Source organism: Methylophilus medardicus (assembly GCF_006363955.1).
In the GTDB taxonomy this organism is placed as follows: Bacteria; Pseudomonadota; Gammaproteobacteria; order Burkholderiales; family Methylophilaceae; genus Methylophilus; species Methylophilus medardensis.
On the sequence record NZ_CP040948.1, the window covers coordinates 488,575 to 504,556 of the forward strand.

The window sequence follows — 15,982 nt, forward strand, 5'->3', positions numbered from 1 at the left end:
ATCATGCCACAGCCACCTTATTGAACAATGAAAATAGCGCCTACCGTGTTGCGTAGCGCGCAACTAAACAATCATCAAGCGGATTGGGGAGGCCGATCAAGCCAGAAGCCGAGCTGCAGGTGGTAGGCGGTGAGATGGTGTTCGGGGGTGAGGTGTTTGGCTTTATGGAGAGGGTAGCTAAAGCCTGGTAGCACTATTTTATCGACATCCACCTCGGCAATTTCGAGCATATCGACACAGGCACTCATATCGCCAAAATCGGCAGATAAACCATCATCACTGCTATTGCCAACGCTGACTGTTGATAAGCTGCTGTCTAATAGCGTGCTTGTGACCACCGGTTCGGCGGCGGTTGTTTGCAGGGCAAACAACAAACATAGCAGATGTAGAAAATAAAATAGCTTTTGCATTAAAAATCGTTTTGGTGGGCATTACATTACTTTTACAGCAATAACTATACCAGCAATATGAGCACCTCTAAGCGATTGATTTCATTTGAGCTGCAACGAATAGCCGCAGCGGAGGTGGCAAGCATATATTTATCTTGCACCAAACTGGTGCGTCAAAGCCACAATGACATTATAGTAGATGTCACTGTGGTGTCAACGTGAGAACAGACTAGACGGAGAGTGCTTCTTCTTTAAAAATTAATTTCACTTGATCGTGCTCATCAATATCGATGTGCACCTGGCCACCATCATTGAGTCGACCAAACAGCAATTCATCAGCCAAGGCTTTACGAATGGTGTCTTGAATCAATCGAGCCATCGGACGTGCGCCCATCAGCGGATCAAAGCCTTTTTTGCCCAGATAGGCTTTCAGTGCATCGCTGAAAGTCACTTCAACTTTTTTCTCGTGCAACTGATCTTCAAGTTGCATGAGGAATTTGTCGACGACACGCAAGATGACTTCTTGGTTGAGCGCACCAAACGAAACGGTGGCATCCAAACGGTTACGGAACTCTGGACTGAAGAAGCGTTTCAGATCCGCAGCCTCATCGGTACTATCCTTGCTGTTGGTAAAGCCGATGCTGGATTTAGATAAGTTTTCTGCACCCGCATTGGTCGTCATAATAATGGTCACATTGCGGAAATCTGCTTTGCGGCCATTGTTATCGGTCAGCGTGCCATGATCCATTACTTGCAACAGAATATTGAAAATATCCGGGTGCGCTTTTTCGATTTCGTCCAGCAACAGCACGCAATAAGGTTGTTTCGTCACAGCCTCGGTCAACAGGCCGCCTTGGTCAAAGCCAACATAGCCCGGAGGCGCACCAATCAAGCGTGATACCGCATGCCGTTCCATATATTCCGACATATCAAAACGTAATAGCTCAATGCCCAGCACATAAGCCAATTGTTTAGCGACCTCGGTTTTACCAACGCCAGTGGGGCCTGCAAACAAGAAGCTACCGATAGGTTTGCTGCTGTTGCCCAAGCCGCTGCGCGCCATTTTGACGGCTGAGGCCAATACTTCAATCGCTTTGTCCTGACCAAACACAACGGCTTTCAAGTCACGCTCTAGCGTTTTTAACGCATTGCGGTCATCGCTCGAGATGTTTTTGGGTGGGATGCGGGCAATTTTGGCAATGATTTCTTCAATCTCTTTGTTGCCAATAATTTTCTTTTGTTTGCTCTTAGGCAGAATGCGTTGTGCAGCCCCTGCCTCATCAATCACGTCAATCGCCTTGTCTGGCAAGTGACGGTCGTTGATGTACTTCGCAGACAACTCAGCCGCCACCGTTAGGGCGCTCGCACTGTATTTGACGCTGTGATGCTCTTCAAATCTGGTTTTGAGGCCTTTTAAAATCTCAATGGTTTCGGCCACGCTAGGCTCTTGCACATCAATCTTTTGGAAGCGACGTGAGAGGGCATGGTCTTTTTCAAAAATGCCACGGTACTCTTGGTAGGTCGTCGCACCGATGCATTTGAGCGATCCGTTGGATAACGCTGGTTTGAGTAGGTTGCTGGCATCCAGCGTGCCGCCACTGGCAGAACCGGCGCCAATTAACGTATGAATTTCATCAATAAACAAAATGGCTTCTGGTTTTTCGGCCAATTGTTTCATCACCGCTTTTAGACGCTGTTCAAAATCACCACGGTATTTGGTCCCGGCGAGCAAGGCGCCCATGTCTAACGAGTAAACAGTGGCGTTTTCCAACACTTCTGGAATGTCATTGCTAACAATACGGGAGGCCAAGCCTTCGGCGATGGCGGTTTTACCCACACCGGCTTCACCAACGAGCAGTGGGTTATTTTTGCGGCGGCGGCATAAGGTTTGGATCACACGCTCTAACTCTGGGCCGCGACCGATTAAAGGATCAATCTTGCCTGCAATGACCTGTGCATTGAGGTTGAGGGTGAAGCTCTCCAACGCACCGGTGCTGACGTTCTCGCCTTCGCTTTCTTGTTCAGCACTCGATGCCTTTGGCTCACTGTCCTGAATTTTGGCGACGCCATGCGAAATGAAGTTAACGACGTCGAGGCGGGTCACACCTTGTTGGTGCAAGAAAAATACCGCGTGAGAATCTTTTTCGCCATAAATCGCAACCAGCACATTGGCGCCGGTCACTTCTTTTTTGCCTGAAGATTGCACATGCAGCATGGCACGTTGAATCACGCGCTGAAAACCTAACGTCGGCTGGGTGTCTACTTCCTCAGTGCCAGCGACAGTGGGGGTATGTTCTTCGATGTATTGCGTCAGTTCATTACGTAAGGTGTCGAATTTGGCACCGCAGGCGCGCAATACCTCTGCGGCTGTGGGGTTATCCAACATAGCCAGTAACAGATGCTCAACCGTAATTAATTCGTGACGCTTTTGTCGCGCGTCCATAAACGCCATGTGCAGGCTAACTTCAAGTTCTTGAGCAATCATGATGACTTTCCTTAATCCACTACACTACAAAAAACGCCACATCCATAGAAGTCAATCCATGTAATCCGGCAAACTTGTCCGTTTATTGTTATCGTGCTTTTTTCTAAAAAATTCAATATGCCATTACTGCTTTGTGCTCAAGTGGTATGAGTCAAGCGGGACAAAATCACCTCAGTTATATGCTATCACTTTCAAGCAACACTTGAATCGTGAGTATGTCAGTGGTTTTGCCCGATATTCACTAGATGCCTCACCTCAGGTGTCAGGCGGCTTCAATCACGCATTGCAAGGGGTGTTGCGCTTCGCGAGCGGATTCAAGCACCTGATGCATTTTGGTTTCGGCAATGTCTTGGGGATACACGCCGCAAATGCCCATGCCTTCCGTATGTACTTTGAGCATGATTTGCGTCGCTTGTTCACGAGACTTGTTAAAAAAACGTTCAATCACGGCCACAACAAACTCCATCGGGGTGTAGTCGTCATTCAGCAACATCACCTTGAATAGCTCTGGAGTTTTTGGTTTGGCAATGTTTGCTTCAATTGCCAGATCACCTTCACGCTTTGGTCGTACCATAGTTTTGTATACCTGTCTTAGAACCTATTTTGCGCCTTGTACTGAAAATTTCAAGGGCTTGATACGGCAGAAGTCGCGCTTTTTTAAAGATAAATTTTGACGCGCTTGACGATGCGATCCTGCACATCCAGAATTTCCAGTCGATGGGCACCAATTTTAAAACTGGTGTTTGGCTCTGGAATGCCTTCAAAGTGTTCAAGAATTAAACCGTTTAAAGTGCGTGGACCATCGGTAGGTAGTGAGAGTTTCAACTTTCGATTCAAGTCGCGCAACAAGCTCGCGCCATCGACCAGCCAACTGCCGTCTTCGTGTTGATGAAAATGACTGGCATGGTCAGGTGATTGTGTGGTGAACTCACCCACCACTTCTTCCAGAATATCTTCTAAGGTCAGCAGGCCTTTGAATTCACCGTATTCATCCACCACCAGCGCCACGCGTTCATGGCGTTTTTGAAACTGTTGCAACTGCGTGTAAAGCGGCGTGCCCGAAGGAATATAATAAGGCAAAGTCATGGCTGCTTGTAATAAAGCTTTGGTGGGCGGTTTACCCATTTGAAAGTCGCGCAACAATGGCAATACTTTGCGCACATGCAAAATGCCGACAATGTCTTCGTGGTCACCTTCTCTGACGGGTAAACGCGAGTGATGACTGCTCGCCAGCTGTTCCATGATTTGTTCTACCGGGTGATCCAAGTCGATAAACTCAACCATGGTATGCGCGGTCATGGCGTCATCCACAATAATGTCTTCTAGGTCGAGCAAGTTGAGCAAAATCATGCGGCTTTGCGATGGAATGTATTGTCCAGCATCGCTGACAATGCTGCGCAACTCTTCGGTGGTAATAGAAGAAGCCTGCTCATCAAAGTTGACGCGGACCCCTAATAGTTTCACAAAGCCTTTGACGAATAAATTCACAAACCAGACGACAGGGGTGAACAGCCAAAGCAAGGGATACAACAGATAGCTGCTGGCAAACCCAAGTTTTTCGGCGTGGGCCGCCGCAATCACCTTGGGTGAAATCTCGCTAAACACCAAAATGGCAAAGGTGATGGCGAGTGAGCCTGCCATCAATACATAATCGCCTTCGCCAAACAAGCGCTTGGAGATGAAAACCTCTAAGGTGGAAGAGCCGACAATGCAAAAAGTGTTGCCCAGCAAAATGGCACCCAGGGTTTTGTCGGTTTGTGCAATGAGCCGGCTCGCGAGCATCGCGCCGCGATGGCCTTGTTTTGCCAAATGCCGCATCCGATAACGGTTGAGCGACATGAGGCTGGTTTCAGCAACAGAAAAGAAAGCGGTCAGTGACAGCAGGAGTAGCAGCAGACCAATCTGCCAACTGAGGGGGATGTTGTCCAAAAGAGTGGGATTAAAAACAAGAAGCCACTAGTGTACCCACCAGTGGCTAAAAATCAAGCGTTGTTGCTGCTTAGGGGGCGACGGGTACTTCTTCTTCCTTGGGCTTTTTCTCGCTATCCCCGATGAGGTTGGCACGGCTTACGCCAAGCCACATCGCGATTGGGCAGGCGACCAAAACAGAGGAGTAAATACCGAATAAAATACCAATGGTAAGCGCCAGTGAAAAGTTGTGCAGGGTTTCGCCACCAAAAAACAGCATGGAGCAGACCATGGTTTGCGTCATCATGTGGGTAATGATGGTGCGCGACATGGTGCGTGTAATCGCATTGTCGATCACATGCACCGCACTGGCTTTGCGCATCTTTTTAAAGTTTTCGCGAACCCGGTCAAACACCACCACAGACTCGTTGACTGAGTAACCCAGTACCGCAAGAATCGCCGCTAATACCGTGAGGTTAAACTCCCACTGAAAGAAAGCAAAAAAGCCCAAAATGATAATCACGTCATGCATGTTGGCGATAATGGCCGCGACCGCAAAGCGCCACTCAAAACGCAACGCCAAGTAGCCCATGATGCCTGCACACACTAGCAACAAGGCGAGCGCGCCATTTTCATAGAGTTCTTCACCAACTTGCGAGCCCACCGACTCAACGCGGCGGATTTCTGCCCCGGCGTCCGCCGTTTTTAAGGCGCCTGAAATTTTCTCGGAGAGTTGCGCAATCGACAGCTCTTTTTTTACTGGTAGACGGATCAACACATCTTGGCTAGAACCAAAGTTTTGCACGGTGACATCTTTTAAGCCGACGCCATCCATCACCTGACGAATTTGCTCAATATTGGCCGCAGCAGGGTAGTGCACTTCCATCACCGTGCCGCCAGTAAAATCGACACCGTAATTCAAGCCGCGATGCAGCAGAAAAAAGATCGCTAATAAAAAAGTGATCAGCGAAATCGAGGTGGTCAGACGCCCGTAACTCATGAACGGGATGTCTTTTTTAATTCTGAATAATTCCATAATCTGTTCTCTTAAATGCGTTGTGAGCTTGGCGTTAAACGCTGGCTGTTAACCAATCCGCAAGTGTTCAATCTTGCGGCGATAGCCGTACAACAAATTGACCAGGGCACGCGATACTAATACGGCGCTAAACATCGAGGTCATGATGCCTAACACGTGCACCACGGCAAAGCCCTTGATCGGACCTGTACCAAACATAAACAGAGCCAAACCGGCAATCAGGGTGGTGACGTTAGAGTCCAAAATCGTATCAAACGCACGGTCATAGCCTGCATGGATACTTGCTTGCGGCGTGTTGCCGTTGCGTAACTCTTCACGAATGCGTTCGTTAATCAGCACGTTAGCGTCAATCGCCATCCCCAGTGCCAAGGCAATCGCTGCCAGACCGGGTAAGGTGAGTGTGGCTTGCAACATCGATAAAATAGCCACCAGCAGCAACAAGTTCACGCCCAGCGCCATCACCGACACGCCACCGAAGGCCATGTAGTAGACAATCATCATGACTGCGATGGCTGCAAAGCCCCACAGGGTCGAATGAACGCCGCGTTTGATGTTTTCTTCGCCCATGCTGGGGCCAACGGTACGCTCTTCAATGATTTCCATCGGGGCCGCCAGCGCGCCAGCGCGCAACAGCAATGAAATATCCGTGGCCTCTTGTGCATTGGCCATGCCTGAAATCTGCACGCGACCGCCGCCGATTTCTTCATTGATCACTGGTGCTGTAATGACTTCCGTGCTGCCTTTTTCAATCAGCAAGATCGCCATGCGTTTGCCGACGTTTTCACGGGTCACGTTTTTAAAGATGCCTGCGCCGCGGCCATCCAAGGTGACGTTGACGACTGAGGTGCCATTTTGACCGTTGACACCCGGGCCCGCATCCGTGATGCGGTCACCCGTGAGTACGACACTCTTTTTCACCAGCACTGGACGACCTTCACGATCAGCGAATAACTCGTCACCAAACGGTACTTGGCCGCTTTGTGCTTTTTGCAAGGTGGCCATGTCGGATTTCTCTTCATCGACCATGCGGATTTCAAGTGTAGCAGTACGGCCGAGAATCTCTTTGGCTTTGGCGGTGTCTTGTACCCCTGGCAGTTGCACCACAATGCGGTCTACGCCTTGTTGCTGCACAATCGGCTCAGCGACGCCCAGCTCATTAATACGGTTGTGTAGGGTTTGCAGGTTTTGCTTGAGTGCAAACTCTTGAATGCGTTTTTGTGCCATCACGCTCATGCTGGCGACCACGCTAAAGTCTTTATCCCCGCCATTGATTTTGTAGGTGAGGTCAGAGAAGTCTTTGGCGAGTAAGTTACGCGCCTTGGTGGCTTCGGCTTCTGATTCAAATTTCACCACCACCACTTGGCCTTGACGCTCAATGCCATAGTAATTGATTTTTTCTTTACGCAAGGCCATGCGGAAATCACCGACCGTGCTTTCGGCAGCTTTGTCTAACGCGGCTTTCATGTCGACTTGCAGCAAAAAGTGCACGCCGCCACGTAAATCCAAACCGAGATACATGGGCTTGGCGCCGATGCTTTGTAACCAGTTAGGCGTTTGTGGTACTAGGTTGAGCGCGACGGTGTAATCTTTGCCCAAATTGCCCACCAGCTTGTCTTTGGCCAGCAATTGCGTATCGGTATTTGCCAGACGCACTTTGACACCGCTGGCGTCCATAAACAAACCATCAAATGGGATGTTGGCCAGCTTCAGCGTGTCCTCCACTTTTTGCAATAAAGCCTGATCGACTTTGAGCGAGGATTTCGCCGGGCTGATCTGCACCGCAGGCGATTCTCCAAAAAAATTGGGGATCGTATACAGCAGGCCAATGATAAACACTGTGCCAATCAGCACGAATTTCCATATCGGATAACGGTTCATAACAAACTCTAGTTCAGAATGAAAGACAAGCGCGTCTTGTGCGGGTTAAATGGACTTCAAGGTGCCAGCTGGCAACAGGGTTTGTACGGTATGTTTTTGCACATGCACAACGGTGTTGGCCGCGATTTCGATGCTGACAAAACTGTCACTCACTTTGGTGACTTTGCCGACGATGCCGCCGGTGGTGGCTACTTCGTCGCCGGCTTTCAAGGCTTCCAGCATCAACTTGTGTTGTTTTGCTTGCTTCATTTGCGGACGAATCAGCATAAAGTAGAACAAAACAAAAATCACTACCATGGGCAAAAAGCTCATGATGTCGGTGGCTGGGGCGCCGGCTGCGTAAGCGTTGCTAATAAACATATGCTTGATTTCCTGAGTAAAACGACTAAATAACTCGCGATTCTAGCACAGGCGGGCGAAGAATATGTGTCAGCGGGGTTTGAGGAACGCATGTGTGGCAATCAGGCCAACGCCCTGGGCTGGGTGTGCGCGATTGAATCATCGCCAGCTGAGAAGTGCGTCAGTGGCGCGCGTTTGGTGTGCGATCAATGGTGATTTGCAGCTGGCTTTGCCGCACACAGCAGGGTCTCGCTTGGATAGGGTAGCTTGTTAGCGAGAGGCTTTGCATGCACGCGTTCAAGCCTAGAGCCCTCTGCAAAAAACATCATGCTACCTTTTGTTTGACCGCTAGCGTTTCTCAGCGCGCTTTTTGGCAAACTCATCTTTGAATGCGGCAAAGCGATTTTCTTCAATCGCCGCGCGCATGCCTTGCATCAAGACTTGGTAATAATGCAAATTATGGATGGTGTTCAAACGTGCGCCTAAAATCTCGCCGATGCGGTGCAGATGATGCAAATAAGCGCGGCTGAAATGTTGGCAGGTATAGCATGCGCACTCATCATCCAGCGGACGGATGTCGGTTTTGTAACTGGCGTTTTTGATTTTGACATCGCCATACTGCGTAAATAGCCAACCGTTGCGGGCATTGCGCGTAGGCATCACGCAGTCGAACATATCAATGCCGTAACTGACAGCATCGACCAGATCCTCTGGGGTGCCCACCCCCATCAAATAGCGTGGTTTGTCTTTTGGCATTTGAGGCGCGGTATGTGCGAGGATGCGCAGCATGTCTTCTTTGGGCTCGCCCACCGATAGGCCACCGATGGCATACCCGTCAAAGCCAATCGCCTCCAGCCCTTGTCGTGACACATCGCGCAAGTCTTCAAACATCCCACCCTGAATAATCCCGAACAGCGCATTGCCGTTGCTTGGGGGCTGGTCTGTGTGCAATTGTTGGATTTGTGCTGGCCCGCCCTGCATAGACAAGGTCTCTTGAATCGTGTGTGTTTGATACACATTAAAAGCATCACGGCTGCGTTGCGCCCAGCGCAAACTCAGCGCCATTGAAACGCGCGCTTGGTCGTGGCTGGCCGGATAAGGTGTGCATTCATCAAAAATCATCACGATATCGCTGTTGAGCACCCGTTGGATGCGCATGGATTCTTCTGGCGTTAAGAAGCAGCGATCGCCATTGATCGGTGATTGAAATTTAACGCCTTCTTCAGTGATTTTGCGCAGGTCGCCCAAGCTCCACACCTGAAAACCGCCAGAATCAGTGAGAATCGGTTGTTGCCAACCCATAAATTGATGCAACCCCTCGTGGGCGGCAATCACCTCTAAACCTGGGCGCAGCCACAGATGAAAGGTATTGCCGAGCACGATGTGCGCTTGAATCTCTTGCAGCTCTTGCGGGGACATGGCTTTAACCGTGCCATAAGTACCGACAGGCATAAAAGCAGGGGTTTGGACTTCGCCATGTGGCAAGCTTACGGTGCCGCGTCTGGCGAGGCCGTCGGTGTTGTGTAATGAAAACTGCATGAAATTGCGATAAATGGCTGAATTAAAGTGCTATTTTACCACAGCCATTGTGATTGCCTTCTGCCGCCCCCGTATGCGTTCAGCATGGCGCTGTGCTTGCATTTTTTGTGATTGCCCGCAACAATGTTGATAATTCTGCAATTCTGAAAATTTCCCTCTATGGATGAATCCCAAAACCGCCTTTCAAGACGCGAACAACATACCAGTCTGCGTCAGCGCGGCATTTATTTGCTCCCGAATCTATTCACCTCCGCTTCGTTGTTTGGCGGTTTCTACGCCATTGTGCAGGCGATGAATCTGCATTTCGAACAATCCGCCATCGCGATTTTTATCGCCATGGTGATGGACGGACTGGATGGGCGGGTCGCACGCATGACCAATACGCAAAGCGCATTTGGTGCGGAATATGATAGCTTGGCAGATATGGTGTCGTTTGGAGTTGCGCCGGCATTGATCATGTACGTATGGGCGCTGCAGCCAATGAACAAACTGGGTTGGATTGCGGCATTTATTTATTGCGCCTGTGCTGCCCTGCGGTTGGCACGCTTTAACACCAAGATTGATGACCCGTTTCAAGACAAGCGCTTCTTTCAGGGCTTGCCGAGTCCAGCAGCAGCGGCCTTGCTGGCCGGGTTTGTTTGGGTGTCGTATGAATATAACATTGACGGCCGCGAAATTTTCTTTGGCGCCCTGCAAGTGAAATGGATCGCTTGGTTCTTAACGATATTTGCTGCTGGTTCAATGGTGTCTGACCTTAAATTTTACAGCGGCAAAGACATCAATCTGAGACATTCAGTGCCTTTTGTGGCGATTCTGGCGGTGGTCATGGCCTTTGTGCTGATTTCATACAGCCCGCCCGAAGTGTTGTTTAGTGTGGTGTTCGTGTATGCCTTGTCCGGCTACTACATGTGGACACGCGAGCGACTAGCCAAACGAACCCCCGCCTAACTGGATGCATCCGATCAAAAACGCGCTGCACCAAGCGCGTTTTTTTATGGCGTTGGCGCGTCAATGTTGTCGTGCATCCGCTTAGCAAGTGTGGTGGTCAATTGTAGGACAAGCGAGTAAAATTCAGCTGTCAGATTAGGAAAATCCATGGAACACATTATTATTTTTGATACCACGTTGCGTGATGGTGAACAAAGCCCCGGCGCGGCGATGACCAAAGAAGAAAAAATCCGTATTGCGCGCCAGTTAGAAAAATTAGGCGTTGATGTGATTGAAGCAGGGTTTGCGGCCGCCAGTCCCGGCGATTTTGACGCGATTTCAGAAATCGCCAAAGTGATTAAAACCTCGACGGTATGCTCGTTGGCGCGCGCCAGTGAAAACGATGTACGACGCGCCGGTGAGGCCATTAAACACGCAGTCAATGGTCGTATCCATACGTTTATTGCTACCAGCAAAATCCACATGGAAAACAAGCTGCGCATGAGCGAAGACCAAGTGGTCGAACGCGCAGTGCAAGCAGTCAAATGGGCGCGCGAGTACACCGACGATGTGGAATTTTCAGCAGAAGACGCCGTTCGTTCTGAGATTGACTTTTTGGTGCGCGTGTTTGAAGCCGTGATCGAGGCAGGTGCCAAAACCATCAATGTGCCGGATACCGTGGGCTACAGCATTCCCGCACTGTGGGGCGAGCGTTTTGCAATTTTGCGCCAGCGCGTCAAAGGCGCAGATCAAGTGGTGTGGTCTACGCACTGCCACAATGACTTAGGCATGGCCGTGGCGAACTCGCTGTCGGCCGTGATGAATGGCGCCCGTCAGGTGGAGTGCACCATCAACGGTTTGGGTGAGCGTGCTGGCAACGCCAGCCTCGAAGAAATCGTGATGGCGATCAAAACCCGTAGCGATATTTTCAATTTAAGTACCCGTATTGATACGACGCAAATCGTGCCGTCGTCTAAGTTAGTGTCTACCATCACTGGTTATCCAGTGCAGCCGAACAAGGCAATTGTCGGTGCCAATGCCTTTGCGCATGAGTCTGGCATTCATCAGGATGGCGTGCTCAAGCATCGCGAGACCTATGAAATCATGCGGGCTGAAGATGTGGGTTGGGGCGCAAACAAGCTTACCTTGGGCAAATTGTCTGGCCGCAACGCTTTCCGTACCCGATTGAAAGAGCTCGGCATCGAACTCGATAGCGAAGATGCGTTGAACGCGGCATTTGCCCGCTTTAAAGAGTTAGCTGATAAAAAGTCAGAAATTTTTGATGAAGACCTGCACGCCTTGGTCAGTGACGAGGTGGTGCAAGAGAGCCGCGAGATGTTTAAGCTCACCTATCTGCAAGTCGCTTCGCAAACCGGGGAGATTCCGCATGCGATTTTGACCCTAAGCGTCGATGGCGCGGAGCAGCGGACAGAGGCTGATGGCGGCGGTCCGGTGGATGCCACCTTTAAAGCCATTGAGAACGTGGTGCAAAGTGACGCCGAGTTGCTGTTGTATTCAGTGAACAACATCACCAGTGGCACTGACGCGCAAGGCGAAGTGACCGTGCGTTTGTCCAAAGGTGGGCGTATCGTCAATGGTCAGGGGGCTGATACCGATATCGTGGTGGCCTCCGCCAAAGCCTATTTGAACGGGCTGAACAAACTTTACGCCAAAGCAGAAAAATTGAACCCGCAGGTGTAAACCGGTTCTGATTAAACGCTTGCTGCCAATGGGTGGCAAGCGTTTTCTTTTTTGGGGTGTTGAATCATGGGGATGAAAGGTTGGGCAAGGGGACGATGAGGCAAAAAAATCATTGGATTTTGCTCACGGTTGCGCTGGCTTGCACCTATCTGATCTGGGGCTCGACGTATCTCGCGATCAAATATGCGATTGAGAGTTTTCCGCCGTTTTTTATGGTGGGATTACGCTTTAGCATTGCAGGTGGCTTGCTTTATTGCATTCTGCGCCGTTTGGGGCATGCCGCACCCACGCGCTTGCAATGGCGCGGGGCTGCGCTGGTGGGCTTGCTGTTGCCTGTGCTTGGTAACGGCACGGTATCGAATGTGCAGTTGCATGTCTCGTCCAGTGTCGCGGCATTAGCGATTGCCACGGCGCCAATCTGGATGGCCATTTTCTCGAGTTTGTGGGGGCACAAAATTAGTCGTCAGGAGTGGTTGGGGATCGCCATTGGTCTGGTGGGGATCGTGTTACTCAATACCCGTGGCAGCTTGCAAGGCGATTGGCACAGCGCAAGTCTGCTGATGTTTGCCGCAGCGTGTTGGTCGCTCGGCTCGGTATGGAGTAAGCACTTGACCATGCCGCAAGGCTTAATGGGCGCCGCCAGCCAAATGTTGTGCGGCGGCCTGATTGCCTTGCTGTTTAGTCTCGCCTTTAGTGAACAGTGGCCCACGCAAGTGTCGGCGCGTTCATGGTCGGCGATTGCATTTTTGATATTGTTTGGCACCATGATCACTTTTTCCGCGTATCACTGGTTGCTGCATCATGTGCGTCCACTGGTCGCCAGCAGCAATACTTTTGTCAACCCAGTGGTCGCGTTTGTGGTGGGGGTTTGGTTTGCTGATGAGCAGATTCACCGCATGGAATATGTGGCCCTAGCCGTGATTTTGGTAGGCGTGTTTTTGGTGCTGACCGCCAGCAAAGAAGCGCTGCCCGAAGAACAAATTGTTTAATTATCTTATTTGAAAAAGTGAATCTATGAAGCAAAACTTGGCGTTATTTGACTTAGACAATACCCTGTTGGCGGGCGACAGTGACTATAACTGGAGCGTGTTCCTGATTAGTGAAGGGTTGCTTGATGCGGCGCAACACAAAGCACGCAACGAACAATTTTATGAAGATTATAAAAATGGCAGCCTCGATATTTACGCGTTTCTCAAGTTTCAGTTGCAACCGCTGTCGCAACACCCCAAAGCATTTTTAGACACACTGCATCAAAAATACATGCAGACGGTGATTCGGCCGATGATGACGCAAAAAGCACAAGCATTGGTCGATGCGCATAAAGCCAAGGGCGATTTGTGCATGGTGATCACGGCGACCAACAGTTTTGTCACCAAGCCGATTGCGACGGCTTATGGAATTGAGCATTTGATAGGCACCGATCCTGAAATGGTCGATGGGCAATTTACGGGCGGCGTCAGTGGGACGCCTAGTTTTCAGCAGGGCAAAGTGACGCGCCTGAATGACTGGTTGGCCGCACGCGGACAAACGCTGGCAGATTTTGACACCAGCCATTTCTACAGTGATTCACACAACGATTTACCGTTGATGAAGCTAGTAACGCATCCGGTGGCGGTCGATGCGGATCCAACCTTGACTGCGCATGCCGAGGCGCACGGCTGGCCCATCATCAGTCTGCGTTAAAAGCCAGCTACGCTAAAACTGCACAGTCAGCGCGGTGACGGCCATCAAGCTATGGTCGGTCAATCGCGCATCCCCCTGCGTAAACAGCGCATCGCGGCTGTTTAACTGCCTTAACTCATTACGCCAAACCATGCGATTGTTCAGCCGATAGTCCACGTTGATCGAATAACCGGTGGTTTGAAACCCATGCGCCGTGCCGGTGTTGATAATTACGCCTTGCCGATCGTTAAAGTGTTCAAGTCGGCCGGCAAACTGCAAACGATCTGAATAGCGATAGCGCAAAATGAGGTTAGGGCTAAACCAAACCGAATAGCGCTCACTGCCAGGGGCGGCTTGTTCGGCGCCGATATCCAAGGCGGCGGTCAGCCCCCACTGTGGGTCAAGCTGCCATTGCACATAAAAATCATGAAAATAGCGCATTTGGCGCTGCGCATCCGATTTGTCATTGCCAATAAACGAGCTGCTATTGATGGTGAGATGTTCGTAGGGTTTATAAGTGAGTTGATGACCAATGGCCGGCGTGGTGTTGCCATCCGGGCGATGAATACGCTGCCAGCCAGTGAGCAACAACCCGCTGAGCAGCCATTTGCCATCTTCGCTGGTATAACTCAATTTAGCGCCCGTTTCAAAGTAGGGCGAGTTGTCCGCCATCAGGCTGCGTGTCAGTGTCCAGTTGTCGATGCCGATGGCACTCTCAAAACCAATGTGTGAGGGCAGCACACCTAAATCCAGCCATAACTGATGTTGGTCTGAGAGTTTAAAGCCGATGTTGGCCTCGTAGAGGTTGCGTAGGCCATGCGGCTCAGCCGCATAATTGGTCCGCACATACGAGCCGCTACCCAATGCGAGATTGCCACGCACGCGTTCGGTGCTGAGGGCCGCTTTGAGCACCGCCAAATTGACGCTGGGGCGATCAGTCACATTGTGACTGTAGACAAAATCAGGTCGTCGATGATCCGCCGGCTGGTTGAAGTCGTGTATCTGGTAAGTTTCGAGGTAGGCGCTCCACTGCACCGGGGCTGGTTGCGGGCTGGTAGGCAAGCCTTCGGCCTGCGCCACACAGGCGAGGCTCAAGCAGGGTAAGCAGAAATATACATAAGCAGGCATGTTGACGTTCCAAACAAGGATTGGTCAGCATTGTGTGACACAGCACCTATCAATCACGTAAACATACTGCATGAGCGAACTTTGTTGAGCGCTGAAAACGGCAACAAAAGCGCTTTAGTTTGTAGCGATTAACGCCCCAGTACCACATGCAGCACAAAGCGGCTGCCGATATACGCGAGCATCAATAACACAAAGCCTAGCAGCGTCCAGCGGGTGGCCGTTTTGCCGCGCCAGCCAAATTTAAAACGACCAAACAACAGCCAAGCATAAATCAGCCACGAGGCAATCGAAAAAATCGTTTTGTGATTAAACTGCAAGGGCTTACCGAAAATTTCTTCACTAAACAGCATGCCACTAATTAATGTGATGGTCAGCAACACAAACCCCACGTGCAACACCTTAAAGAGCAATGCATCCAGCACCATGAGCGGCGGAAAATCAGGCAGAGATAACCAGCTCTGTTTTTGATGCAAGGCGCGCTCTGCCACCCGCATCAAACAGGCGTGCAAGGCGGCAAAGGTAAACAAGCTATAAGCAACCATGGCGATTAAAATGTGCAGATTAAACAAGGTAAAGCCGTGGGTATCCACATAGTAGTCTTTGACGGCAAAGCCGGGCATCAGCACAAACAAGGCCGCGGGGGGCAATACAAAGGCCTGCAAGCTGCGTAGCGAGTGTTTTAAATCGGCCAGCCAGTAAATCAGCACCGTCAACCAAAAAATGGCTGAGAGCGCGTAATACACCCCTAGATTAAGCGAGCCAATCGCAAAAATATCGCGGTAGAGCAATCCGGCATGCATCACCAAGCCTAAGGCCACCATGGCGCTGTGCAGCTGAAACGGAAACGCGTTTTCGTCCACGGGTTTGCCCTGAGTAGCAATACGCCAGTAGTCCAGCGCCACCGCCATGTAAACAAACGCGACAATCAGGTAAGGAAGCAGGTGTTGAGTCATATTCGCATTATGGCAAAACTCGCCGCATTCGACCAGC

14 protein-coding genes are annotated in these 15,982 nt (G+C 50.6%); 4 read left to right on the top strand and 10 right to left on the bottom strand.

Features of this window, described 5'->3' with window-relative positions:
- Positions 1–74: 74 nt before the first annotated feature.
- From FIT99_RS02405 to FIT99_RS02440, 8 genes are all read right to left on the bottom strand, one after another.
- Entirely contained in the window at positions 75–410 is a 336-nt protein-coding gene (locus FIT99_RS02405) for a hypothetical protein (RefSeq protein ID WP_140002584.1), read from the bottom strand.
- 208 nt (positions 411–618) lie between these two features.
- Positions 619–2,874: an ATP-dependent Clp protease ATP-binding subunit ClpA gene (clpA, locus tag FIT99_RS02410; protein WP_140002586.1), complete on the bottom strand. Its 2,256-nt coding sequence runs from the start codon at positions 2,872–2,874 to the stop codon at positions 619–621.
- Between the two features lie 262 nt (positions 2,875–3,136).
- On the bottom strand, positions 3,137–3,448 hold the full coding sequence (clpS, locus tag FIT99_RS02415; protein WP_140002589.1) for an ATP-dependent Clp protease adapter ClpS: 312 nt from the start codon (positions 3,446–3,448) through the stop codon (positions 3,137–3,139).
- An 83-nt stretch (positions 3,449–3,531) separates the two neighbouring features.
- The gene (locus FIT99_RS02420; RefSeq protein ID WP_140002591.1) at positions 3,532–4,803 is read right to left on the bottom strand and encodes an HlyC/CorC family transporter; all 1,272 of its coding nucleotides are present in this window, start codon (positions 4,801–4,803) and stop codon (positions 3,532–3,534) included.
- 70 nt (positions 4,804–4,873) lie between these two features.
- Entirely contained in the window at positions 4,874–5,818 is a 945-nt protein-coding gene (gene secF, locus FIT99_RS02425) for a protein translocase subunit SecF (RefSeq protein WP_140002594.1), read from the bottom strand.
- Between the two features lie 48 nt (positions 5,819–5,866).
- A complete protein-coding gene (gene secD / locus FIT99_RS02430; RefSeq protein ID WP_140002596.1) occupies positions 5,867–7,696 on the bottom strand; it encodes a protein translocase subunit SecD in 1,830 nt (609 codons plus the stop codon).
- A 45-nt stretch (positions 7,697–7,741) separates the two neighbouring features.
- Entirely contained in the window at positions 7,742–8,056 is a 315-nt protein-coding gene (gene yajC / locus FIT99_RS02435) for a preprotein translocase subunit YajC (RefSeq protein WP_140002598.1), read from the bottom strand.
- Positions 8,057–8,383: 327 nt separating this feature from the next.
- Complete coding sequence (locus FIT99_RS02440) at positions 8,384–9,574, bottom strand: tRNA guanosine(34) transglycosylase Tgt (RefSeq protein ID WP_140002600.1); 1,191 nt, start codon at positions 9,572–9,574, stop codon at positions 8,384–8,386.
- 159 nt (positions 9,575–9,733) lie between these two features.
- On the opposite strand from FIT99_RS02440, the gene pssA reads away from it, so the two are divergent.
- The 4 genes from pssA (at position 9,734) to FIT99_RS02460 (ending at position 13,885) form a co-directional block, all read left to right on the top strand.
- On the top strand, positions 9,734–10,522 hold the full coding sequence (pssA, locus tag FIT99_RS02445) for a CDP-diacylglycerol--serine O-phosphatidyltransferase (RefSeq protein ID WP_140002602.1): 789 nt from the start codon (positions 9,734–9,736) through the stop codon (positions 10,520–10,522).
- 147 nt (positions 10,523–10,669) lie between these two features.
- The gene (locus FIT99_RS02450; protein WP_140002604.1) at positions 10,670–12,202 is read left to right on the top strand and encodes a 2-isopropylmalate synthase; all 1,533 of its coding nucleotides are present in this window, start codon (positions 10,670–10,672) and stop codon (positions 12,200–12,202) included.
- A gap of 95 nt (positions 12,203–12,297) precedes the next feature.
- Positions 12,298–13,191, top strand: a complete 894-nt coding sequence (yedA, locus tag FIT99_RS02455; RefSeq protein WP_140002606.1) for a drug/metabolite exporter YedA — start codon at positions 12,298–12,300, stop codon at positions 13,189–13,191.
- Positions 13,192–13,216: 25 nt separating this feature from the next.
- A complete protein-coding gene (locus FIT99_RS02460; protein ID WP_140002608.1) occupies positions 13,217–13,885 on the top strand; it encodes a histidinol-phosphatase in 669 nt (222 codons plus the stop codon).
- Positions 13,886–13,897: 12 nt separating this feature from the next.
- Here FIT99_RS02460 and FIT99_RS02465 read toward each other — a convergent pair whose 3' ends face one another.
- On the bottom strand, positions 13,898–14,992 hold the full coding sequence (locus FIT99_RS02465; RefSeq protein ID WP_140002611.1) for a porin: 1,095 nt from the start codon (positions 14,990–14,992) through the stop codon (positions 13,898–13,900).
- A 128-nt stretch (positions 14,993–15,120) separates the two neighbouring features.
- Complete coding sequence (locus FIT99_RS02470; protein WP_140002613.1) at positions 15,121–15,945, bottom strand: cytochrome C assembly family protein; 825 nt, start codon at positions 15,943–15,945, stop codon at positions 15,121–15,123.
- Between the last annotated feature and the right edge of the window lie 37 nt (positions 15,946–15,982).